The following is a 23,472-nucleotide window of genomic DNA, read 5'->3' on the forward strand; positions in this document are numbered from 1 at the left end:
TCAATGTCACTTGAACATTTTATCAATCAAGCCTTAAGCTCTTGGATGAGTCAAGAAGGGCCGGATTCGGATATTGTCTTAAGTTCAAGGATCAGGCTTGCTCGAAATTTGAAAAATGTCCCCTTTTCAACGGTGTATTCAAATGAAGAAGCTCAACAAATTGTGGAAGTCTTCCAAAAGGGCTTTTCAGGGAAGAGTTTTCCTTCAATTGGAGAAATGGAATTATTAAAAATGATGGAGCTCCAACCAATTGAAAAGAGGGTACTTGTTGAAAAACATTTGATTAGTCCACATTTAGCTGAGGACTCTACGTATGGAGCTTGTCTTTTATCTGAAAATGAAGAAATTAGCATTATGATTAATGAAGAAGACCATATTCGAATACAATGTTTATTCCCAGGGTTACAATTATCGGAAGCTTTACGGGTTGCAAACAACCTGGATGATTGGATTGAAGAGCATGTCGATTACGCGTTTGATGAAACAAGAGGTTATTTAACCAGCTGCCCGACGAATGTAGGGACTGGGATACGTGCATCTGTGATGATGCATCTGCCAGCACTTATCTTAACTCATCAAATGAGTAGAATTATCCCGGCAATCAATCAACTTGGCCTTGTTGTAAGAGGAATATATGGTGAAGGCAGTGAGGCGTTAGGAAATATTTTTCAAATTTCAAACCAAATTACGCTTGGAAAGACGGAAGAAGATATTGTTGAAGATTTAGAGAGTGTTGTTGCTCAGTTGATTGCGCAAGAACGTTCTGCACGAGAAGCTTTGGTAAAAACCTCTAATATTCAGTTGGAGGACCGAGTATTCCGTTCCTATGGGGTTTTAGCTAATAGTCGGATCATTGAATCGAAGGAAGCAGCTAAATGTTTATCAGATGTCCGATTAGGTATAGATCTTGGCTATATAAAAGATATATCAAGAAGTATCCTTAATGAACTCATGGTTTTAACACAACCTGGATTCCTACAATCATATGCTGGTGGGGCATTAAGGCCAAATGAAAGAGACGTTAAAAGAGCGTCTATCATTCGAGAAAGATTGAAGCTAGAAAATAATAAGACTACCGACATGGAGGGTGATGGGTTATGATGTTTGGCAGATTTACTGAGCGTGCACAGAAGGTATTGGCTTTAGCTCAAGAGGAAGCTGTGCGATTAGGGCATAACAATATTGGAACTGAACATGTATTATTAGGTCTTATTCGAGAAGGCGAAGGAATCGCTGCTAAGGCCTTACTTGCACTAGGATTAGGTCCCGAAAAAATTCAAAAAGAGGTCGAGGCTTTAATTGGCCGTGGTCAAGAGGGATCACAGACAATTCATTATACTCCGCGTGCGAAAAAGGTAATCGAGTTATCAATGGATGAGGCTCGGAAGCTTGGTCACTCTTATGTAGGTACAGAGCATATTCTACTGGGATTAATTCGTGAAGGGGAAGGCGTCGCTGCACGGGTATTAAACAATTTAGGAGTGAGCTTAAATAAAGCTCGTCAGCAGGTTCTACAGTTATTGGGAAGCAATGAGTCATCATCGGGGCATCATGGTGGAGGTTCTACAAATGCCAATACACCTACCCTAGATAGTTTAGCCCGTGATTTAACTGCGATTGCAAGAGAAGGCAGCCTAGATCCAGTTATTGGCCGTAGTAAAGAAATTCAACGTGTGATTGAGGTACTAAGCCGTCGTACGAAAAACAACCCAGTTCTAATCGGGGAGCCTGGTGTTGGTAAAACGGCAATTGCAGAAGGTTTAGCCCAGCAAATTATCAATAATGAGGTACCAGAAACGCTTCGTGATAAGCGAGTAATGACCCTTGATATGGGTACCGTGGTTGCGGGTACAAAATACCGTGGGGAATTTGAAGACCGCTTAAAAAAGGTAATGGATGAAATACGCCAAGCTGGTAATATCATTCTATTTATAGATGAACTTCATACCCTAATCGGAGCAGGTGGAGCAGAAGGAGCAATTGACGCGTCAAATATCCTAAAACCATCACTTGCTCGCGGTGAACTTCAATGTATTGGTGCTACCACATTAGACGAATACCGAAAGTATATCGAAAAGGATGCCGCGCTAGAGCGACGCTTCCAACCAATTCAAGTGGATGAACCAACTGTCGAAGAATCTATTTTAATTTTAAAAGGATTACGCGACCGTTATGAAGCGCATCATAGAGTATCAATCTCAGATGAGTCTATCATTCAGGCTGTTAAACTGTCAGATCGCTATATTTCAGACCGTTTTCTACCAGATAAAGCAATTGATTTGATTGATGAAGCTGGTTCAAAAGTTCGTCTTCGTTCCTATACTGCACCACCAAATTTAAAGGAGCTTGAACAAAAGCTTGAAGAGGTTCGCAAGGAAAAGGATGCGGCGGTTCAAAGTCAAGAGTTTGAAAAAGCTGCATCATTACGTGATTCCGAGCAACGTCTACGTGAACAGTTAGAAGAAACGAAGAAAAACTGGAAGGAAAAGCAGGGGCAAGAGAACTCTGAGGTTACTGTAGATGATATCGCAATGGTCGTATCAAGCTGGACCGGTGTCCCTGTATCTAGACTAGCACAAACTGAAGCGGATAAATTATTAAATATGGAAGAAATCCTTCACTCACGAGTAATCGGTCAGGAAGAGGCGGTTAAAGCTGTTTCCAAGGCAGTTAGACGTTCACGTGCAGGATTAAAAGATCCGAAGCGCCCAACGGGTTCATTTATTTTCCTTGGTCCAACGGGTGTAGGTAAGACAGAACTGGCTCGTGCTCTAGCTGAATCTATTTTCGGTGATGAAGATGCGATGATTCGTGTAGATATGTCTGAGTACATGGAGAAGCATTCCACATCTAGACTAGTGGGTTCACCTCCAGGGTATGTCGGCTATGAAGAGGGCGGCCAATTAACTGAAAAAGTGCGTAGAAAGCCATACTCTGTCATATTACTGGATGAAATTGAAAAGGCACATCCAGATGTATTCAATATTTTACTTCAAGTGCTTGAGGATGGACGTTTGACTGATTCAAAGGGGCGCACCGTTGATTTTAGAAATACGATTTTAATTATGACTTCAAACGTCGGAGCTAGCACATTAAAGCGTAACAAATATGTTGGCTTTGCCCTTGAAAGTGAAAAACAAGATTATAAAAACATGAAGGATAAGGTAATGGAGGAATTGAAGAAAGCGTTCCGCCCAGAATTCCTTAACCGTATTGACGAAATCATCGTCTTCCATTCACTAGAGAAGAAGCATCTGAAGGAAATTGTAACACTCATGTCAGATCAGTTAACGAAACGTCTAAAAGAGCAAGACTTTGAGCTTGAGTTAACAGAAGCGGCAAAAGACCGAATTGCTGAAGAAGGTTATGACCCTGATTATGGGGCACGCCCATTACGTCGTGCTATTCAAAAACAAATTGAAGACCGTTTGTCTGAAGAGTTATTACGCGGTAAAATAGAAAAAGGAAAGAAAATTGTAATGGACTTCAATAACGGAGAATTTGTGATTCAAACGAAAGAAGTCGAAGAAACTAAAGAAACAGTGAAATAACATGTAATTTGTAAAAGAGGTATACATTATCTAGTTTGTGTATACCTCTTTTTTCTAAATAATGCTTAGCTCTAGGCACCAACGGCTCAAGGATACAAGCTAATCGCTTCTAAAGGAAAAAAAGTCCTTCTTTCAGCGCTTATCTTTTGCTTGTCGCCGGTTAGAGGCGCCTTGTGCTTCTAATAAAGAAAGGATTAATGACGATGGCAAAAACAAAAACGAAATTCACCTGTCAATCCTGTGGCTATGAAACACCAAAATGGATGGGAAAATGTCCCGGATGTGGTTCATGGAATTCATTAGTCGAGGAAACTTTGCATAAGCCAGCTAGAAAAGGTGCTTTTACTCATTCAAGTCCCACAGTTCAGCGAAAGCCTTCACCAATCACTTCAATCGAGTCAGAAAATGAACCAAGAATGTATACAGAAAATAAAGAATTTAATCGCGTACTTGGTGGCGGGATCGTCAGGGGTTCACTTGTCCTAATTGGGGGAGACCCAGGTATAGGAAAGTCTACATTACTGCTACAAGTATCCTCTCAATTAGCCAAACAAGACAAGGTTTTATATATTTCCGGAGAAGAATCGGTCAAGCAAACTAAGCTACGATCTGATCGCCTAGGTGTTTCCTCTGATCAATTGTATGTCTTAGCGGAAACGGACCTCGAATTTATTTCCCAGACAATTTCTGAGCTTAAACCTTCTTTTGTAGTCATTGACTCCATTCAGACGATTTATCACTCTGATATTGCCTCTGCTCCTGGTAGTGTGTCACAGGTACGTGAATGTACAGCAGAGTTAATGCGAATAGCAAAAACAAATGGGATTGCTATTTTTATCGTTGGTCATGTTACGAAAGAGGGAAATATTGCAGGCCCACGTTTGTTGGAGCATATGGTGGATACTGTTCTTTACTTTGAAGGGGAACGTCATCATACATACCGTATTTTACGTGCAGTTAAAAACCGTTTTGGTTCAACCAATGAAATGGGTATATTTGAGATGAAAGAAACAGGCCTTGAAGAGGTGGCAAATCCATCTGAAATTTTTCTGGAAGAGCGTTCTGCAGGATCCGCAGGATCAACGGTTGTTGCATCAATGGAAGGGACACGACCCGTTCTCGTTGAAATTCAGGCTTTGATTTCACCAACTAGCTTTGGAAATCCACGACGAATGGCAACTGGGATTGACCATAACCGGGTTTCGTTATTAATGGCAGTATTAGAAAAAAGAGCTGGTTTTCTTTTACAAAACCAAGATGCTTATTTGAAGGTTGCGGGTGGAGTGAAATTAGATGAACCAGCAATTGACTTAGCTGTTGCTTTAAGTATTGCTTCAAGTTTCAGAGATCAAGCTACAAATCCGGCGGACGTTATTATAGGAGAGGTTGGACTAACCGGTGAGGTAAGAAGAGTTTCTCGTATTGAGCAGCGGGTCCAGGAAGCAGCAAAGCTTGGTTTCAAGCGAGTAATCCTTCCTGAACGTAATCTTGGTGGATGGACCATTCCAAAGGGCATTGAAGTTATCGGCGTAAGTGATATTAGGCAGGCTATTCAACATACACTAGGATAGTTTAAATTGTGCTATAAAAAATCGAGTGAAAATGAAACATCTTTGCTTCTTTTTACGTATAGTAAGTGTGAACAAATGGACATACCACTTTCCTGATGTGCAGCTTATGCTAAATATTTTTTTATAGGATCAGTAATAATTTTAGAAGGATATAAAAATAATATATAGGTATCGTTTACACGTCTATGTCATTCTGTTTACATTTTGAAAAAAGCTATTTATTGTAGGTTTCAATTATTATAAAGTGATTATAATGAATAGGAGGAGGTGAAGGAATGTTAAAACGTATTGTGCAGCTATTTTTTCTAATCGTCGGAGGTATGCTTGGGATAGTATATCTACCTGATTTACTTAAGCTGTTAAATATCGACAATATTCCATACTTAAATAACTCATATACGCTTGCGATTTTAGGTGCTATTATATTATTTATTATTACTTTTTGGTTAGTAGATTATATCGTAGGTCTAATTAAATGGCTTGAAGAGTCATTGATCAAAGCTCCTGTTACAGATGTGTTATTTGGAAGCCTAGGTTTAATTTCGGGGTTAATTGTTGCGTTTTTAATTGTGATTCCATTGGACCGTATTACATTTTCAGTTGTAAATGCAGTGCTTCCTATTTTCATAACCCTGCTTTTGGGATACTTAGGATTCCAGGTTGGTTTCAAAAAGCGGGATGAGCTTGTGAACTTATTCTCTATTAACCGTGCTGGGAAGAAAAAGGGCTTAGAGGACGAGGAAGTTAACCAACAGGCCAAAAAACTTAAAATTTTGGATACAAGCGTAATCATTGATGGACGTATTGCAGATATTTGCCAAACGGGATTTCTTGAAGGAACCATCGTCATTCCACGATTTGTTTTAGAGGAACTTCAGCATATTGCGGATTCTTCAGACGTGTTAAAGCGAAACCGTGGGAGAAGAGGTTTGGATATTTTAAACCGAATTCAAAAAGAACTATCAATTAAGGTAGATATTTATGAAGGTGACTTTGACGATATACAAGAGGTTGATAGTAAGTTAGTGAAACTTGCGAAATTAACGATGGGTGTAGTCGTGACAAATGACTTTAACCTTAACAAGGTTTGTGAGCTTCAGAATGTGGCAGTTTTGAACATTAATGACTTAGCAAATGCTGTGAAACCAGTTGTGTTACCGGGTGAAGAATTGAGTGTGCAGGTCATTAAGGATGGAAAAGAACATAATCAGGGTGTTGCTTACTTAGATGACGGCACAATGATTGTCGTTGAAGAAGGTCGCGATTATATCGGAAAACGCATTGATGTACTTGTAACGAGTGTTTTACAAACATCAGCGGGTCGAATGATTTTCGCAAAACCAAAGTTGCTTGAAAAAGCTTTATAATTGAATACTTAAACATCGATAGGGGCGCTACGTGGTGAATTATCAGGTTATAATTCCTGCTGCAGGTCAAGGAAAGAGAATGAATGCGGGAAAGAATAAACAATTCATCGAATTGCAATCAATACCAGTAATTATTCATACATTAAGAGTTTTTGAACAGGATCCAATGTGTTCAGGAATCATCTTAGTGATCAACAAGGATGAACAACTAACCTTTGAAGAATTGCTTCAAACATATAGAATTCAAAAGGTTGTTTCTTTAACCCAGGGTGGCAGTGAACGACAATATAGTGTCTATAATGGCTTACTAGCAGCAAAAAATACTGATATTGTGTTGGTTCATGATGGGGCCAGACCTTTTCTGAAACATGAGCATGTTCATGAGTTAGTAAGTGTGGCAGTGGAAAAGGGAGCGGCGGTCCTAGCAGTTCCCGTAAAGGATACAATCAAACGCGCCTCTAGTGATTTATATGTGGAAGAGACAGTTGAACGTTCTAGCTTGTGGGCAATCCAAACCCCACAAGCTTTTCATGTTTCTATCTTACAAGAGGCACATGAATTAGCTAGAAAAGAAGACTTTCTCGGTACAGATGAAGCGAGTCTCGTTGAAAGAATTCCGAAACAGGTTTATATTGTTAGAGGCGATTATTTAAATATTAAACTTACGACTCCAGATGATTTAATTTTTGCTGAAGCGATTTTACAAAACTGGAAAAGCTAAATTATTCCTGGAGTAAACAACTTAATAAAAAGGGGGAGAACCCATGTTTCGTATTGGGCAGGGCTTTGATGTTCACCAATTGGTTGAAGGACGCCCGTTAATTATAGGTGGAATTACAATCCCATATGAAAAGGGATTATTAGGCCATTCTGATGCAGATGTATTGTTACACACGGTATCTGATGCCTGTCTTGGTGCGATAGGTGAAGGGGACATAGGCAAGCACTTTCCTGATACAGACCCGAACTTTAAGGATGCTGATTCTGCAAAACTTCAACAGCATGTGTGGGAGCTGGTGAGGAAAAAAGGTTATAAGCTTGGAAATATCGATTGTACCATTATTGCTCAAAAACCTAAAATGGCACCGTATATTGAACAAATCAAAGGGCGAATTGCCGAATTGTTAGAAGCAGACCCTTCTCAGGTGAATGTAAAAGCCACAACAACCGAGAAATTAGGATTCGCGGGCCGTGGTGAAGGAATTGCAGCACAAGCTACAGTGCTATTGGTAAAGGAAGATAACTAATTCTTTGACAGTAAAAAAAGTGGTGTTAAAATATCTATGATACATAGGTCGTAACGGAGGGTACATAAATGTCAAATAACGTACGAGTGCGATATGCACCAAGTCCAACAGGACATTTACATATTGGAAATGCAAGAACGGCTTTATTTAATTATCTCTATGCTAGAAATCAAAATGGAAAATTTATTATCCGTATTGAAGATACAGATAAGAAGCGAAATATTGAAGGCGGAGAAGAGAGTCAGCTGAAATATTTAAAGTGGCTTGGCGTTGATTGGGACGAAGGACCCGATGTTGGTGGTGAGTATGGACCATACCGTCAATCAGAGCGAAATGAGATTTATGAAAAATATTATACAGAGTTATTAGATAAAGGACTCGCTTATAAATGCTATTGTACGGAAGAAGAAATTGAAAAAGAGCGTGAAGAACAAATAGAACGTGGCGAGACACCTCATTATTCGGGAAAATGTCGTCACTTAACCAAGGATCAGCAACAAGCTTTAGAAAATGAAGGAAGACAACCAAGTATTCGTATCATCATTCCTGAAGGAAAGGTATTCACGTTTCATGATATGGTTAAAGGTGAGATTTCTTTCGAATCTGAAGGCATGGGCGATTATGTAATCGTCAAAAAGGATGGAACACCTACTTATAATTTTGCCGTAGTTATTGATGATCACTTAATGGAAATTTCACATGTGTTACGTGGAGAAGACCATATTTCAAATACACCGAAGCAAATGGTGGTATATGAGGCATTTAATTGGAATATCCCAACCTTTGGGCATATGACATTGATTGTAAATGAAAGCCGTAAAAAGCTTAGTAAGCGTGATGAGTCGATTATTCAATTTATTGAACAGTATGAAGAACTCGGATATCTTCCTGAAGCTTTATTTAACTTCATCACTCTATTAGGGTGGTCACCGATTGGAGAAGAAGAGCTTCATACAAAAGAGGAATTTATTGAGATTTTTGATCCTGCACGTCTTTCAAAATCACCTGCTGTATTCGATACACAAAAGCTTACTTGGATGAACAACCAATATATGAAAAACATAGATCTAGATCGCTTAGTGGAACTATCATTGCCACACTTAATTAAAGCTGGTAGATTGAATGAGCCATTAAGTGACGTTGACAAGCAATGGGCACAAGATTTAATTGCACTTCATCAAGAAAAAATGAGCTACGGCGCCGAGATCGTTGAATTAACAGAGCTTTTCTTTAGAGATGAGTTAACGATTGAAGAGGATGCTAAGGAAGTTCTTGCGGGTGAAACAGTTCCTGAAGTTTTAAAGGCGTTTTTACAAGAGGTTGAAGGTCTTGAAACATTTGGTGCTGCTGAAATTAAGGCGGCAATTAAAGCTGTTCAAAAAGGAACTGGACAAAAAGGTAAGAATCTTTTCATGCCAATTCGTGCGGCTGCAACAGGTCAACTTCATGGACCTGATCTGCCACAAGCAATTCATTTACTAGGAAAAGAAAAAATAATTTCACGCCTAATTAGTTTAATTAGTTAACATCTTGTTGAAAATGTAATATAGTATAGGTAATCAATTATATAATCTAAAAGTGTTGATAAGGAGAGTAAATAAGTGATTGACATTAAAGTATTTGCACGTTTCGGGCAAATATGAACAGAGAGAACCATCACCGGCTGAAAGTGGTTTATGGGAAACGCTTATTGAAATGCACCTTTGAGTCTTTTATCGAACCATTTTTATAATAGTGGTTCAAAAAGGAGGATGAAAAGGACCAAGAAGTTCAAGGCGGCGCAGTTTTGGGTAGCGGAGCGTATGGGTTTAATACGTGAGCAACGGAAAAACAAGCCAACGAAGAAATTCGATGTGTCATTTTCACCGGACTTTTTTGAACTTCCTGTAGTAGATAAAAGCGGAGTCTCACCGTTACGAGATGAAGTTGAGGTAATAGACACCATTGATTACCTAAACAGAGTGGAACCGCGCGATTAAGCGTCTCTGTGTTTTTACACAGGGGCGCTTTTTATTTTGGTGAAAAAGTATTGTCTAGCTTCAGCGCCTAGCCCCTCGAGGTCACAATCCAATCGCTTCTGAAGGCAAAGAGCACCTTCTGTCAGCGCTTGTCTTGTGCTGTTGGGGCTGAGCAAGGCGCTTACGCTTTTCTTATAAGGAGGGTTGATTGTGTTTAAGCGAATGAAAGAGGATATCGAAGTTGTGTTTGAACAGGACCCAGCTGCAAGAACCCATTTTGAAGTGATGCTGACTTATTCCGGATTGCATGCAATTTGGTCACACCGAGTCGCACATTTTCTTTATAAACGTAAGTTGTTTTTCTTAGCTAGAACTGTTTCGCAAATAAGTCGTTTTTTCACAGGAATTGAAATTCACCCTGGTGCAAAAATTGGCCGCCGATTTTTCATTGACCATGGGATGGGCGTGGTGATTGGTGAGACCTGTGAAATTGGGGATAATGTGACAGTGTTTCAGGGTGTAACCCTAGGTGGAACAGGGAAAGAAAAAGGAAAGCGGCATCCAACGATTAAGGACAATGCACTGATCGCAACAGGAGCCAAAGTATTAGGATCGATTACAATTGGAGAGAATTCAAAAGTAGGAGCGGGTTCAGTTGTTCTGCAAGATGTTCCTCCGAATTCCACTGTTGTCGGGATCCCTGGTAGGGTTGTAATCCAGGATGGTATCAAAGTTAGAAATAGCAAGGATTTAAATCACCGTGATTTACCAGATCCGGTTTTAGATAAAATCAGAGAACTAGAAAAAGAAATAGAAAGCCTAAAAGAGGTAATCCAACATAAGGAAGGAGCAACGGATAATGTCCATTCATCTTTATAATACGCTAACTCGGAAGAAGGAAGAGTTTAAACCACTTGAAGAAAATAAGGTAAAAATGTATGTGTGCGGTCCAACTGTTTATAATTATATCCATATTGGGAATGCACGTCCTGCCATTGTATTTGATACTGTTCGTCGTTATTTTGAATTTAGAGGCTACGATGTTCATTATGTATCCAACTTTACAGACGTTGATGATAAATTAATTAAAGCAGCAAATGAGTTAGGTGAAGAGGTACCAACTATTGCGGAGCGTTTTATCGGTGCTTATTTTGAGGATGTGTCTGCATTAGGATGCAAAAAGGCGGATGTTCATCCAAGGGTTACAGAGAATATGGATATTATTATTGATTTTATTCAAGCTCTCATCGAGAAAGGTTTTGCCTATGAATCTGAAGGCGATGTTTACTATCGTACAAGGGAATTCAAGGAGTATGGAAAGCTTTCTCACCAATCCATTGACGAACTGCGCGTGGGTGCAAGAATTGAAGTGGGGGATAAAAAGCAGGATGCCCTTGACTTTGTTTTATGGAAAAGTGCGAAGCCTGGAGAGATTTATTGGGAAAGTCCATGGGGTAATGGTCGCCCAGGTTGGCACATCGAGTGCTCGGCAATGGCTAAAAGATACTTAGGTGAAACAATTGATATTCACGCAGGTGGCCAAGACTTAGCGTTTCCACACCATGAAAATGAAATTGCACAATCCGAGGCAGTGAATGGAAAAACCTTTGCAAACTATTGGATGCACAACGGCTATATTAATATCGATAATGAAAAAATGTCAAAGTCTCTTGGAAACTTTGTATTGGTTCACGATATTATCAAAGACGTGGACCCACAGGTATTACGCTTTTTCATGCTGTCTGTCCATTATCGACACCCAATTAACTATAGTGTTGAATTACTAGAAAGCACAAAAAATGCATTAGAACGATTACGTACTTCTTACGCAAACTTAAAGCATCGTCTGCAAAGCAGTACGAATCTAACAAATGATGATGATACATGGCTAGAAAAAATCACTGCTTTCCGCAATGATTTCATTGAAGCAATGGATGATGATTTTAATACGGCAAACGCAATATCTGTATTGTTTGAGTTATCGAAACAGGCTAATTATTACTTGCAGGAAAAAAACACGGCAGAAAAGGTAATCGAAGCCTTTATCCAAGAATTCGAGGTATTATTTAATACACTAGGTCTTAAATTAGAAGATGAACAATTACTTGATGAGGAAATCGAAGAACTAATTGCAAAGCGAAACCAAGCACGAAAAGATCGCGACTTTGCTTTATCCGATCAAATTCGTGATCAATTAAAGGCAATGAATATTATTCTAGAAGACACTCCTCAAGGAACAAGATGGAAAAGAGGATAATAAATGAAGTTTTTATCAGACAACCAAATTGATAGCCATCAATTAAATAGTCTTGCCCTAGCTTATATGGGGGATGCCGTATACGAAATGTATGTACGGCATTACCTCTTGCAAAAGGGGAGTGTCAGACCCAATCAACTTCATAATCAGGCGAAGCGTTATGTATCGGCTAAAGCACAGTCGGCCGTAATCCATGAGATGCTTGATGAAGAGTTTTTTTCAGAGGAAGAAAAAGCTGTAATCAGAAGGGGTCGCAACGCAAAGAGTGGAACAGTTCCTAAAAATACAGATGTCCAGACATACCGATACAGTACCGCGTTTGAAGCGTTACTCGGCTTTCTCTTTCTACAAAATGATACTGACAGAATCCATTCGATTATTGAAGAGGCATTTCGAATTATCGAATCTTAAGAAAGGAGGAAAAAGAAATGGCTAGTGATTATATTATTGGAAAAAATCCTGTAATTGAAGCATTGAAATCTGAGCGTGACATCAATAAAATTTGGATTGCAGAGGGGTCCAACAGAGGGCAAATGAACCAAATTACTTCTCTTGCTAAAGAAGGTAACGTTTTGGTTCAATTTGTTCCGAAAAAAAAGATTGACCAGATGTTTGAAGGCAACCACCAGGGAGTTGTCGCACAAGTAGCGGCGTATGAGTATGCAGAAGTTGATGATATTTTAACAGCAGCCGAAAAGCGAAACGAAGCACCTTTTATCATCTTGTTAGATGAGCTAGAGGACCCTCATAACCTTGGTTCAATCCTTCGTACAGCTGATGCAGTTGGAGCGCATGGGGTAATCATTCCCAAAAGAAGAGCAGTAGGGTTAACAGCAACCGTTGCAAAGGCTTCAACAGGGGCGATTGAATATATACCAGTTGCACGAGTAACGAACTTAGCAAGAACGATTGATGAATTAAAGGACCGTGGGGTATGGATTGTTGGTACAGATGCGAAAGGAAAAGAAGATTATCGAAATGTTGATGGTAAAATGCCGATTGGCCTAGTTATTGGCAGTGAGGGCAGAGGTATGGGACGCCTTGTAAAAGAAAAATGTGATTTTCTTTTACATTTACCGATGCAGGGAAAAGTAACCTCTTTAAATGCTTCTGTTGCTGCTAGTCTACTTATGTATGAGGTTTATCGTAAGCGGAATCCGTTGGGAGAGTAAATTAAATGGATATTCTGCTGGTAGATGGCTACAACATTATAGGTGCATGGCCAGAACTACGTCATCTTAAAACAAAGGACTTTTCAGCAGCGCGTGATTTGTTAATCGAGAAGATGGCTGAATATCAGGCATATACAGGATTTAAGGTGATCGTTGTATTTGATGCACACCTCGTACCAGGAATTGAATCAAAAATGAAAAGTCGAAAAATCGAAGTTATTTTTACGCGTGAAAATGAAACGGCGGATGAACGGATAGAAAAGCTAGCACAACAATTAAATAATATTAAAACACAAATCCATGTAGCGACTTCTGATTATACCGAACAATGGCAGATATTTGGACAAGGTGCCCTAAGGAAATCGGCCCGAGAATTACTAACTGAGATGGAAGTAGTAGAGTCTGGAATTCAAAAAGACGTCAAGAAAACATATCAAGAAAAAAGTGTATCAAAAATACCACTTTCCGACGAAATTGCAGAAATATTTGAAAAATGGCGTCGAGGACAGCGTTGAGCGGGTTGACGCTTGGAAAAGCACTCCTGTATAATATTTCTAGAAGATGTTTAAAAAGTCGGATAAAAATGACGCGTCCAATTTCTTCGTTGGCTTGCTTTTGCGTTCCTCACGTATTAACTGCATACGTTCCGGTACTCAAAGCTTCACCGCCTCGAAATTCTTGGTCCTTTTCATCCTCTTTTTAAAATCGTAATTTTAGGATAAAGAATTTTACGAACATTACGTATTAACTTTATTCATTAGCGTTTTTGGCAAGAAACAACTTCTAAGGTAGGTCGGAGGGATCGGTGTGAGTTCAAGCTTCGATGATTATGGCAACAGATTATATTATGACCGACTAGATGATGAGGAAGTCGTGGAATTGGTCCATGCTGGTGAAAGTGAAGCATTGGACTATTTGATTAACAAGTATAGAAATTTCGTGCGTGCAAAGGCCAGATCATACTTTTTAATAGGGGCAGATCGTGAAGATATTGTTCAAGAAGGTATGATCGGGCTATACAAGGCAATTCGTGATTTTAAGGAGGACAAACTTTCCTCTTTTAAAGCGTTTGCAGAACTTTGCATTACACGTCAGATTATTACTGCAATCAAAACCGCGACAAGGCAGAAGCACATACCTCTTAATTCTTATGTTTCTTTGGACAAGCCGATATACGATGAAGAATCTGACCGTACATTAATGGATGTTATATCAGGTGCGAAGATTTTGGATCCTGAAGAATTAATCATCAACAGGGAAAAGTTTGATGACATAGAATTAAAAATGGCAGAGCTCCTAAGTGATCTAGAGCGTAAGGTATTATCCTTATATCTGGACGGAAGGTCCTATCAGGAAATATCAGAGGATTTAAATCGTCATGTGAAATCTATAGATAATGCTCTCCAACGAGTCAAACGTAAATTAGAACGGTACTTAGAAATTCAAGAGATTAAGTTATAAACGAAACCGTTTTTAACCATTATTTACAGTCAGGTCCTAGTATTGACATATAAATCATGCCTGTGTTACATTTTTAAGGAAATTGAGACATTTCTCATAAATAAAGATGCAAGCTGCATTTTAACTTTTATTCAGAAGTCCCTATCTTTTTAAGTGAAGGGCCGATAGGAGTAATGATATTCAATTCAGTGGGATGCACATACCATAACTGAATAAAGATAAGCCTCCGGCGGATGCCACGATTTTCATCGGGCGCAAATACGCCAAGGCGTATTTGATAGTGTAGGTGATAAAATGCGTAAAAAGGTAATTTTAGCCTGTGTGGAATGTGGTAGTAGAAATTATACGACCATGAAGAATAGCGCTTCAGCTGAACGACTTGAAATGAAAAAGTTTTGTAAGACTTGCAATTCTCACACGAATCATCGTGAAACGAAATAGATTAGGATTGTTTTGATAAAGTTGGAGGTTACATGGATGAAAAACATAACCAAGTTTTTTCGTGAAATTGTTCGAGAAATGAAGAAAACAAGCTGGCCGAAAAGAAAAGAACTCACACGTTATACAATTGTAACATTAACAACAGTAATTTTTGTATCGGTATTTTTTGCAGTGGTTGATCTTGGAATTTCCGAATTAATTCGTTTAGTACTTGAATAAACCCCGTTCACTCATGGTATAATGATGAATAGAGAACAAAGAGTGTTTACGAAAGCCCGGTTACGGGTTTTTTTAATTGCAAAAAATAGAATGTCAAGAATGTTTAAACCCAGTAAAGGGAGGGAAGGACAAGCAGTCCTAAACTTATGGAAAAGAATTGGTATGTTGTTCATACGTATTCAGGGTATGAAAATAAAGTAAAAGCAAATTTAGAGAAACGTGTCGAATCAATGGGCATGCAAGATAAAATCTTCCGCGTTATTGTTCCGGAAGATGAAGAAACTGATATCAAGAACGGAAAAAAGAAAATTGTTAAGAAGAAGGTATTCCCTGGTTATGTTCTAGTAGAATTAATCATGACAGATGATTCTTGGTATGTAGTACGTAACACTCCAGGAGTTACAGGTTTCGTTGGTTCTGCGGGTTCAGGCTCAAAACCAACACCACTTTTACCTGAAGAAGTAACATTCATCCTTAAGAGAATGGGAATGGATGAAAGACCTATTGATATTGATTTTGAACTAAAAGAAACAGTTCGTGTAAAAGAAGGTCCATTCACAAACTTTACAGGTGCTATCGAAGATTTAGATGTAGATAAGCAAAAGGTAAAAGTACTTGTCAATATGTTTGGTCGTGAAACCCCAGTTGAATTGGACTTTACACAAATTGAAAAAATCTAATGAAGAAAAACTTGATATTGTAAATCAAAAGTGGTAATATTGCATAGGTCAGTATGTCTCAAAATGTTGAGACTAACTATGCTAACGTTCTTTATTGATTATAAAGAATAGATGAGTGGGAGGGTAAAACCCTATTACCACATCACGGACTTTAAGGAGGTGTGTCTCGTGGCTAAAAAAGTAATTAAAGAGGTTAAATTACAAATTCCAGCGGGTAAAGCAAACCCAGCACCACCGGTTGGGCCAGCACTAGGTCAAGCAGGTGTTAATATCATGGGATTCTGTAAAGAGTTCAACGCTCGTACAGCAGAACAAGCTGGTTTAATTATTCCTGTTGTAATCACAGTTTATGAAGATCGTTCATTTACATTTATTACAAAAACTCCTCCTGCTGCAGTTCTTTTGAAGAAAGCAGCTGGTATTGAGTCTGGTTCTGGTGAACCAAACCGTAATAAAGTTGCAACAGTTAAGCGTGATAAAGTACGCGAGATTGCAGAAACAAAAATGCCTGATTTAAATGCAGCAAATGTTGAATCTGCAATGCGTATGGTTGAAGGTACTGCTCGTAGCATGGGAATTGTTATCGAAGACTAATTCCTATTTGTTACAATTTGTTCGGGGGTTGCGGATGGAACATTACTTTTCTTTCGTTCGCAACCTTTGTTCTGTCTAGCGTCAGTACATAAAATGTACTGTCACGCTTGGCGTGGGAGGTTATTCCGTTAAAACCACAATTGAGGAGGAAATTAAAATGGCAAAAAGAGGTAAAAAGTACGTAGAAGCTGCTAAATTAGTAGACCGTACAAAAGCTTACTCAGTTGCAGAAGCAATTGAATTAGTAAAGAAAACAAGTACAGCTAAATTTGATGCGACTGTAGAAGTTGCATTCCGTTTAGGAGTAGACCCTAAGAAAGCTGACCAACAAATTCGTGGTGCAGTTGTTCTACCAAACGGTACTGGTAAAACTCAACGTGTATTAGTTTTCGCTAAAGGTGAAAAAGCAAAAGAAGCAGAAGCTGCTGGAGCTGATTATGTTGGCGATAGCGAGTTCATCAACAAAATCAACCAAGGTTGGTTTGATTTCGATGTAATCGTAGCTACTCCTGACATGATGGGTGAAGTTGGTAAACTCGGTCGTGTATTAGGACCTAAAGGTTTAATGCCAAACCCTAAAACAGGAACTGTTACTTTTGATGTAACAAAAGCAATCAATGAAATCAAAGCTGGTAAAGTTGAATACCGCATTGATAAATCTTCAAACATTCACGTTCCTATTGGTAAGATCTCATTTGATGATCAAAAACTAATTGAGAACTTCACTACAATTTATGAAACTATGCTTAAGGTTAAACCATCTGCAGCAAAAGGAACTTACATGAAAAACGTTGCTGTATCATCTACAATGGGACCTGGCGTAAAAGTTGACGCTTCTACATTCTAATTAGAAAAAAGTGGATATTGACTTTTACAAGAGCATTTCATATAATAGATTTTGTTGTTAACAAATGAATAGCATTTGTACCGTAGACAGTAGGTGCTTCGATAGCTTAATTTTCCTACCGAGGTGTAGTATATATTACTTGATCATTACTACCTCTATGTCTACTCGACATAGAGGTTTTTTAATCTAGAAACGTGTTCTTCATGAACGCCCTCTAACACCGAACGGTTTCAAGTGTTGCGAAAATACTCACAGGAGGTGTAAAAGAATGAGTCATGCAGTAGAACAAAAGAAACAAATCGTAACTGAAATTGCAGACAAATTACGTGAAAGTAAATCAACTATCGTTGTCGACTATCGCGGTCTATCTGTTGCAGAAGTAACAGAACTACGTAAGCAACTTCGTGAGGCGGGCATTGATTTTAAAGTGTACAAAAACACATTAACTCGACGTGCTGCAGAACAAGCTGAACTTGCTGGTTTAAATGATGCATTAACAGGACCAAACGCAATTGCATTCAGTAATGAAGATGTAGTTGCTCCTGCTAAAATTCTTAATGATTTTGCGAAAAAGCATGAAGCATTAGAAATCAAAGCAGGTGTTATTGAAGGAAATGTTGCAACTCTTGAGGAAGTTAAAGCTCTTGCTGATCTACCATCACGCGAAGGTTTACTTTCTATGTTGCTTAGCGTACTTCAAGCTCCGATTCGTAACCTTGCACTTGCTACTAAAGCAGTTGCAGACCAAAAAGAAGAGCAAGGCGCCTAATCGTAATACAATTATACAATTCGAAATTCAAATAGGATAATTAACTAAGGAGGATTTTCTAATGACTAAAGAACAAATCATTGAAGCAGTTAAAAGCATGACTGTTTTAGAACTAAATGACCTAGTAAAAGCAATTGAAGAAGAATTTGGTGTAACTGCTGCTGCTCCTGTAGCTGTAGCTGCTGGTGGCGGAGCTGAAGCTGCTGCTGAGCAAACTGAATTTGATGTTGTATTAGCAGACGCTGGTGCACAAAAAATCAAAGTTATCAAAGTTGTACGTGAAATCACTGGTCTTGGCTTAAAAGAAGCTAAAGAACTTGTTGACAACACTCCAAAAGCAATCAAAGAAGGCGTTTCTAAAGAAGAAGCTGAAGAAGTTAAAGCTAAACTTGAAGAAGTTGGAGCTGGCGTAGAAGTTAAGTAATTTTAAGTAACGTAAGAAAAAGCTCGCTATTAAGCGGGCTTTTTTTATCAAGTATGAATGAAATGGGTATACTGTTCATATACTCTTATGTTGGGAGATATATTAATGGCCGAACATTACTATACTAGTAAACCCACTGTGGCAAGTAATCAAAAAACTCAAGTCTTTGTCTTAAAAGGAAACTCATTTTCTTTTACAAGCGATAGTGGAGTTTTTTCAAAAAATGAAGTTGATTTTGGATCTCGATTATTAGTGGAGGAGTTTAAAGCCCCTACAGTTCCTGGTCCGTTTTTAGATGTTGGTTGTGGGTATGGTCCGATTGGTCTTGCGCTTGCAAAAGTACATAATGATCGTCTTGTAGAAATGATTGATGTGAATGAACGGGCAATCGAGCTTTCAATAAAAAATGCGGAAATAAACAAGGTCACAAATGTTGATATACACCAAAGTGATCTATTTGCAAGCGTGGAAAAACGAGGCTTTGCGGCTATTATTTCAAATCCTCCAATCCGCGCAGGGAAAAAAGTGGTGCATCATATCTTAGAAGAGAGCTATCAATATTTAGTTACTGGCGGTGAATTGTGGGTTGTAATTCAAAAGAAGCAAGGCGCTCCTTCTGCAATTGAGAAGCTTGAGATGGTATTTGAAGAAGTAGAGATTGTTGAAAGAAAAAAAGGTTACCATATTATAAAAGCTAAGAGAACGAAATAATCTATATGGAAATTTCCACTTGACAAATGAAAAAATAGGTTGACTGCGTATTTCTCGTGTGGTAGCATTATATAATGCCGATATGTAGTTTTTCCATGTATAACTAAAAAATTAAATATATGTATAAATATAGTATGTATGGAAAAACTGATAAAATCAATAGTTTGTTTTTTAGAATTGTGGTTTTCATAGTAGAAACCCTTTTTCTTTTTGTCTATAAAATAGGCTTTTTTCGGCTTGAAATAGCTGATTTTGGTCTTTTTAGACAAAGAAGAACAGCATTTATTTGGCTTGGAAAAGTCGGATTTGATAGGCTGCTTTATGTGTCCTATCATTTTGATTTGCGGTTTACTTCTTACTATTTATATTAGTTTATTTGTAGGCTTTTATAACTAGTAAGTATTTATAAAATAGCAAGATTAATAACGCTTGATATGAGGGGTGAATGGGTTGATAGGTCAACTAGTTCAGTATGGACGACACCGCCAACGAAGAAGTTATGCTCGTATTAGTGAAGTTTTAGAATTACCAAATCTTATTGAGATTCAAACCTCTTCTTATCAGTGGTTTCTTGATGAGGGTCTTAGGGAAATGTTCCAAGATATTTCCCCAATTGAAGATTTTACAGGTAACCTATCTCTAGAGTTCATTGATTACAGTTTAGGTGAGCCAAAGTATTCTGTAGAGGAATCAAAGGAAAGAGATGTTACTTATTCAGCGCCACTTAGAGTAAAGGTGCGTTTGATCAATAAAGAAACTGGTGAAGTAAAAGATCAAGATGTATTTATGGGTGACTTCCCACTCATGACAGAAACAGGTACGTTCGTTATCAATGGTGCAGAACGTGTAATTGTTTCACAATTGGTTCGTTCACCAAGTGTTTATTTCAGTGGCAAAGTTGATAAGAATGGTAAACGCGGCTTTACAGCAACGGTAATACCAAACCGTGGTGCATGGTTAGAGTATGAAACAGATGCGAAGGATGTTGTATACGTTCGTATCGACCGTACTCGTAAATTACCGGTAACGGTCCTTTTGCGCGCGCTTGGGTTTGGCTCTGATCAAGAAATCATCGATTTATTTGGTGAAAATGAATATCTACGAAACACGCTTGAGAAAGACAACACAGAAAGTACAGAAAAAGCATTACTAGAAATATATGAACGTCTACGTCCTGGAGAACCGCCAACAGTCGAAAACGCAAAAAGTTTATTGGAATCACGCTTTTTTGATCCAAAACGTTACGACCTTGCGAGTGTAGGACGCTACAAAATCAACAAAAAACTTCATATTAAGAATCGTTTGTTTAATCAGCGTATTGCAGAAACGCTTGTTGATCCTGAAACTGGTGAGATTATCGTGGAAAAAGACACGCTTCTCGACCGCAGAACGCTAGACCGTATCATCCCGTACTTAGAGAATGGTATTGGTTTTAAAGCACTTCAGCCAGCAGGTGGTGTTATAGATGAAGAAATCACACTTCAGTCTATAAAGATTTACGCTCCAAATGACCCAGATGGCGAACAAGTCATTAATGTCATTGGTAATGCCTACATCGAAGAAGGCGTTAAGAATATTACACAAGCGGATATTCTTTCTTCAATTAGCTATTTCTTTAACTTGTTACATCAAGTTGGAGATACAGATGATATCGACCATTTAGGTAATCGTCGTTTACGTTCAGTTGGTGAGCTTCTACAAAACCAATTCCGTATCGGATTATCAAGAATGGAACGTGTTGTTCGTGAGAGAATGTCAATTCAAGATACGAATACAATCACTCCACAACAATTAATCAATATCCGTCCAGTGATCGCTTCTATTAAAGAGTTCTTTGGTAGCTCTCAGCTTTCACAATTTATGGACCAGACAAATCCATTAGCAGAATTAACACATAAACGAAGATTATCAGCATTAGGACCTGGTGGTTTAACACGTGAACGTGCAGGATTCGAAGTTCGTGACGTTCATTACTCTCACTATGGTCGTATGTGTCCGATTGAAACACCAGAAGGTCCAAACATCGGTCTAATTAACTCATTATCATCGTATGCAAAGGTGAATCGATTTGGGTTTATTGAAACTCCGTATCGAAGAGTTGATCCTGAAACAGGTAGGGTTACAGATAGAATTGATTACTTAACAGCAGACGAAGAAGATAACTATGTAACTGCTCAGGCAAATTCTCGTTTGGGTGAAAATGGTGAATTTTTAGATGAAGATGTAGTCGCTCGTTTCAAAGGTGAGAACACTGTTGTACACCGTGACCGAATTGACTATATGGATGTATCGCCAAAGCAAGTTGTTTCTGCAGCGACTGCATGTATTCCTTTCTTGGAAAACGATGACTCAAACCGTGCACTAATGGGTGCGAACATGCAACGTCAAGCTGTTCCACTTATGCAACCGGAAGCTCCATTCGTTGGTACAGGTATGGAGTATGTATCTGGTAAGGACTCAGGTGCAGCAGTAATTTGTAAACACCCTGGTATTGTTGAGCGTGTTGAAGCAAAACAAATCTGGGTTCGTCGCTATCAAGAAGTTGATGGTCAAAAGGTAAAAGGCGACCTTGATAAATACCGTCTATTAAAATTTATTCGTTCGAACCAAGGTACATGTTATAACCAACGCCCGATTGTTACAGAAGGCGATGAAGTTGTTAAAGGAGAAATCCTTGCAGATGGTCCTTCTATGGAAAAGGGTGAACTAGCATTAGGGCGTAACGTTCTTGTTGGTTTCATGACTTGGGATGGATATAACTATGAAGATGCCATCATCATGAGTGAAAGACTTGTAAAAGATGATGTTTATACATCTATTCATATTGAAGAATACGAATCTGAATCACGTGATACAAAATTAGGACCAGAAGAAATTACACGTGATATTCCAAACGTTGGGGAAGACGCATTACGTAATCTCGACGAGCGTGGAATTATCCGTGTTGGTGCTGAGGTAAAAGACGGTGACTTACTTGTAGGTAAAGTGACGCCAAAAGGTGTAACTGAACTTACAGCTGAAGAACGTCTATTACATGCCATTTTTGGTGAAAAGGCACGTGAAGTTCGTGATACTTCTCTTCGTGTACCACACGGTGGAGGAGGAATTGTTCTTGATGTGAAGGTATTCAATCGAGAAGATGGAGATGAATTACCACCAGGTGTAAACCAGCTTGTTCGTGTCTATATCGTTCAAAAACGTAAAATACACGAAGGCGATAAGATGGCTGGTCGTCACGGAAACAAAGGGGTAATTTCAAGAATCCTTCCGGAAGAAGATATGCCATACCTTCCAGATGGAACGCCAATTGACATCATGCTAAACCCATTAGGGGTTCCGTCACGTATGAACATCGGTCAGGTTCTAGAGCTGCACTTAGGAATGGCTGCTAGACAACTTGGTATTCATGTTGCGTCTCCAGTATTTGACGGTGCAACTGAAGAAGATGTTTGGGATACTCTAGAAGAGGCTGGAATGTCACGTGATGCGAAAACAGTTTTATATGACGGGAGAACGGGTGAACCGTTTGATAACCGAGTATCTGTTGGTGTCATGTATATGATTAAACTAGCACACATGGTTGATGACAAACTTCATGCTCGTTCAACTGGACCTTATTCTCTTGTTACACAGCAACCACTTGGTGGTAAAGCTCAGTTCGGAGGACAACGTTTCGGTGAAATGGAAGTTTGGGCGCTTGAAGCTTATGGTGCTGCATACACGCTACAAGAAATCCTGACAGTTAAATCCGATGATGTTGTTGGTCGTGTGAAGACATACGAAGCGATCGTGAAAGGTGAAAATGTACCTGAACCAGGTGTTCCTGAATCGTTCAAAGTATTGATTAAAGAACTACAGTCACTGGGATTAGATGTGAAGATTCTCTCAGGTGATGAAGAAGAGATTGAAATGCGTGATTTAGAAGATGATGAGGAAGCTAGTCAATCAGAGGGAATATCTCTTGATTCTGACCAACAAATCGACCCAGAATTAGAAAAGAACGCAGTAGTTAAGGAATAGATCTCATTATTCAGCAGTGGGTTATACTCCTGCTGAATAATGAATTAAGCCTCCGGCGGATGTCACGATTTTTCAAACAATTTTTCAAGTACGCTTGAAAACAATCGGGCGCAAGTACGCCAAGGCACGTTTTTTGATTGTCATTCAAAGCAAAGGTCAATTAGGGTAATCCTGTAGATCAAA

23 protein-coding genes and 1 other annotated feature are annotated in these 23,472 nt (G+C 38.9%); all 23 genes read left to right on the forward strand.

Annotated features, from left to right (window positions below):
• Positions 1–3: 3 nt before the first annotated feature.
• The gene (gene mcsB / locus NST91_RS00540) at positions 4–1,101 is read left to right on the forward strand and encodes a protein-arginine kinase McsB (RefSeq protein ID WP_341329602.1); all 1,098 of its coding nucleotides are present in this window, start codon (positions 4–6) and stop codon (positions 1,099–1,101) included.
• Positions 1,098–3,551, forward strand: a complete 2,454-nt coding sequence (clpC, locus tag NST91_RS00545; RefSeq protein ID WP_341329603.1) for an ATP-dependent protease ATP-binding subunit ClpC — start codon at positions 1,098–1,100, stop codon at positions 3,549–3,551. The genes mcsB and clpC overlap by 4 nt, the downstream gene beginning before the upstream one ends.
• Before the next feature lie 203 nt (positions 3,552–3,754).
• Positions 3,755–5,122 (forward strand): DNA repair protein RadA, encoded by a 1,368-nt coding sequence (gene radA / locus NST91_RS00550; RefSeq protein WP_341329604.1) that lies wholly within the window; start codon positions 3,755–3,757, stop codon positions 5,120–5,122.
• Between the two features lie 275 nt (positions 5,123–5,397).
• Positions 5,398–6,489, forward strand: a complete 1,092-nt coding sequence (locus NST91_RS00555; protein ID WP_121448819.1) for a PIN domain-containing protein — start codon at positions 5,398–5,400, stop codon at positions 6,487–6,489.
• Positions 6,490–6,523: 34 nt separating this feature from the next.
• Positions 6,524–7,210 (forward strand): 2-C-methyl-D-erythritol 4-phosphate cytidylyltransferase, encoded by a 687-nt coding sequence (gene ispD, locus NST91_RS00560; protein ID WP_341329605.1) that lies wholly within the window; start codon positions 6,524–6,526, stop codon positions 7,208–7,210.
• Between the two features lie 43 nt (positions 7,211–7,253).
• The gene (gene ispF, locus NST91_RS00565; protein ID WP_341329606.1) at positions 7,254–7,736 is read left to right on the forward strand and encodes a 2-C-methyl-D-erythritol 2,4-cyclodiphosphate synthase; all 483 of its coding nucleotides are present in this window, start codon (positions 7,254–7,256) and stop codon (positions 7,734–7,736) included.
• A 68-nt stretch (positions 7,737–7,804) separates the two neighbouring features.
• Positions 7,805–9,262 carry a glutamate--tRNA ligase gene (gene gltX, locus NST91_RS00570; RefSeq protein WP_341329607.1) on the forward strand — a complete coding sequence of 486 codons (1,458 nt, stop codon included), beginning with the start codon at positions 7,805–7,807 and terminating at the stop codon, positions 9,260–9,262.
• Positions 9,263–9,487: 225 nt separating this feature from the next.
• Complete coding sequence (locus NST91_RS00575; protein ID WP_341329608.1) at positions 9,488–9,715, forward strand: hypothetical protein; 228 nt, start codon at positions 9,488–9,490, stop codon at positions 9,713–9,715.
• A gap of 189 nt (positions 9,716–9,904) precedes the next feature.
• Positions 9,905–10,573: a serine O-acetyltransferase EpsC gene (epsC, locus tag NST91_RS00580; protein WP_341329609.1), complete on the forward strand. Its 669-nt coding sequence runs from the start codon at positions 9,905–9,907 to the stop codon at positions 10,571–10,573.
• Complete coding sequence (cysS, locus tag NST91_RS00585; protein WP_341329610.1) at positions 10,554–11,951, forward strand: cysteine--tRNA ligase; 1,398 nt, start codon at positions 10,554–10,556, stop codon at positions 11,949–11,951. The genes epsC and cysS overlap by 20 nt, the downstream gene beginning before the upstream one ends.
• Positions 11,952–11,954: 3 nt before the next feature.
• A complete protein-coding gene (locus tag NST91_RS00590) occupies positions 11,955–12,362 on the forward strand; it encodes a Mini-ribonuclease 3 (protein WP_341329611.1) in 408 nt (135 codons plus the stop codon).
• Positions 12,363–12,379: 17 nt separating this feature from the next.
• Entirely contained in the window at positions 12,380–13,123 is a 744-nt protein-coding gene (gene rlmB / locus NST91_RS00595; RefSeq protein ID WP_341329612.1) for a 23S rRNA (guanosine(2251)-2'-O)-methyltransferase RlmB, read from the forward strand.
• 5 nt (positions 13,124–13,128) lie between these two features.
• Positions 13,129–13,638 carry an NYN domain-containing protein gene (locus tag NST91_RS00600; protein ID WP_121448811.1) on the forward strand — a complete coding sequence of 170 codons (510 nt, stop codon included), beginning with the start codon at positions 13,129–13,131 and terminating at the stop codon, positions 13,636–13,638.
• A 292-nt stretch (positions 13,639–13,930) separates the two neighbouring features.
• Positions 13,931–14,584: an RNA polymerase sporulation sigma factor SigH gene (gene sigH / locus NST91_RS00605; RefSeq protein WP_121448810.1), complete on the forward strand. Its 654-nt coding sequence runs from the start codon at positions 13,931–13,933 to the stop codon at positions 14,582–14,584.
• Positions 14,585–14,878: 294 nt separating this feature from the next.
• Positions 14,879–15,025: a 50S ribosomal protein L33 gene (rpmG, locus tag NST91_RS00610; protein ID WP_121448809.1), complete on the forward strand. Its 147-nt coding sequence runs from the start codon at positions 14,879–14,881 to the stop codon at positions 15,023–15,025.
• Positions 15,026–15,061: 36 nt separating this feature from the next.
• Positions 15,062–15,244, forward strand: a complete 183-nt coding sequence (gene secE / locus NST91_RS00615) for a preprotein translocase subunit SecE (RefSeq protein WP_099364807.1) — start codon at positions 15,062–15,064, stop codon at positions 15,242–15,244.
• 146 nt (positions 15,245–15,390) lie between these two features.
• On the forward strand, positions 15,391–15,924 hold the full coding sequence (gene nusG / locus NST91_RS00620; RefSeq protein WP_121448808.1) for a transcription termination/antitermination protein NusG: 534 nt from the start codon (positions 15,391–15,393) through the stop codon (positions 15,922–15,924).
• A gap of 168 nt (positions 15,925–16,092) precedes the next feature.
• On the forward strand, positions 16,093–16,518 hold the full coding sequence (gene rplK, locus NST91_RS00625; protein WP_010285014.1) for a 50S ribosomal protein L11: 426 nt from the start codon (positions 16,093–16,095) through the stop codon (positions 16,516–16,518).
• A gap of 157 nt (positions 16,519–16,675) precedes the next feature.
• Positions 16,676–17,365, forward strand: a complete 690-nt coding sequence (gene rplA / locus NST91_RS00630; protein WP_341329613.1) for a 50S ribosomal protein L1 — start codon at positions 16,676–16,678, stop codon at positions 17,363–17,365.
• Between the two features lie 62 nt (positions 17,366–17,427).
• Positions 17,428–17,557 (forward strand) — a sequence feature (ribosomal protein L10 leader region).
• 76 nt (positions 17,558–17,633) lie between these two features.
• Positions 17,634–18,134 carry a 50S ribosomal protein L10 gene (gene rplJ / locus NST91_RS00635; protein ID WP_341329614.1) on the forward strand — a complete coding sequence of 167 codons (501 nt, stop codon included), beginning with the start codon at positions 17,634–17,636 and terminating at the stop codon, positions 18,132–18,134.
• Between the two features lie 61 nt (positions 18,135–18,195).
• On the forward strand, positions 18,196–18,558 hold the full coding sequence (rplL, locus tag NST91_RS00640) for a 50S ribosomal protein L7/L12 (RefSeq protein ID WP_121448805.1): 363 nt from the start codon (positions 18,196–18,198) through the stop codon (positions 18,556–18,558).
• A gap of 105 nt (positions 18,559–18,663) precedes the next feature.
• Positions 18,664–19,269 (forward strand): class I SAM-dependent methyltransferase, encoded by a 606-nt coding sequence (locus NST91_RS00645; protein WP_341329615.1) that lies wholly within the window; start codon positions 18,664–18,666, stop codon positions 19,267–19,269.
• Positions 19,270–19,719: 450 nt separating this feature from the next.
• A complete protein-coding gene (gene rpoB / locus NST91_RS00650; protein ID WP_341329616.1) occupies positions 19,720–23,289 on the forward strand; it encodes a DNA-directed RNA polymerase subunit beta in 3,570 nt (1,189 codons plus the stop codon).
• The last annotated feature ends 183 nt before the right edge of the window (positions 23,290–23,472 follow it).

This window comes from Ferdinandcohnia sp. FSL W7-1320 (assembly GCF_038050315.1).
Lineage (GTDB): Bacteria > Bacillota > Bacilli > Bacillales > Bacillaceae_L > Ferdinandcohnia > Ferdinandcohnia aciditolerans.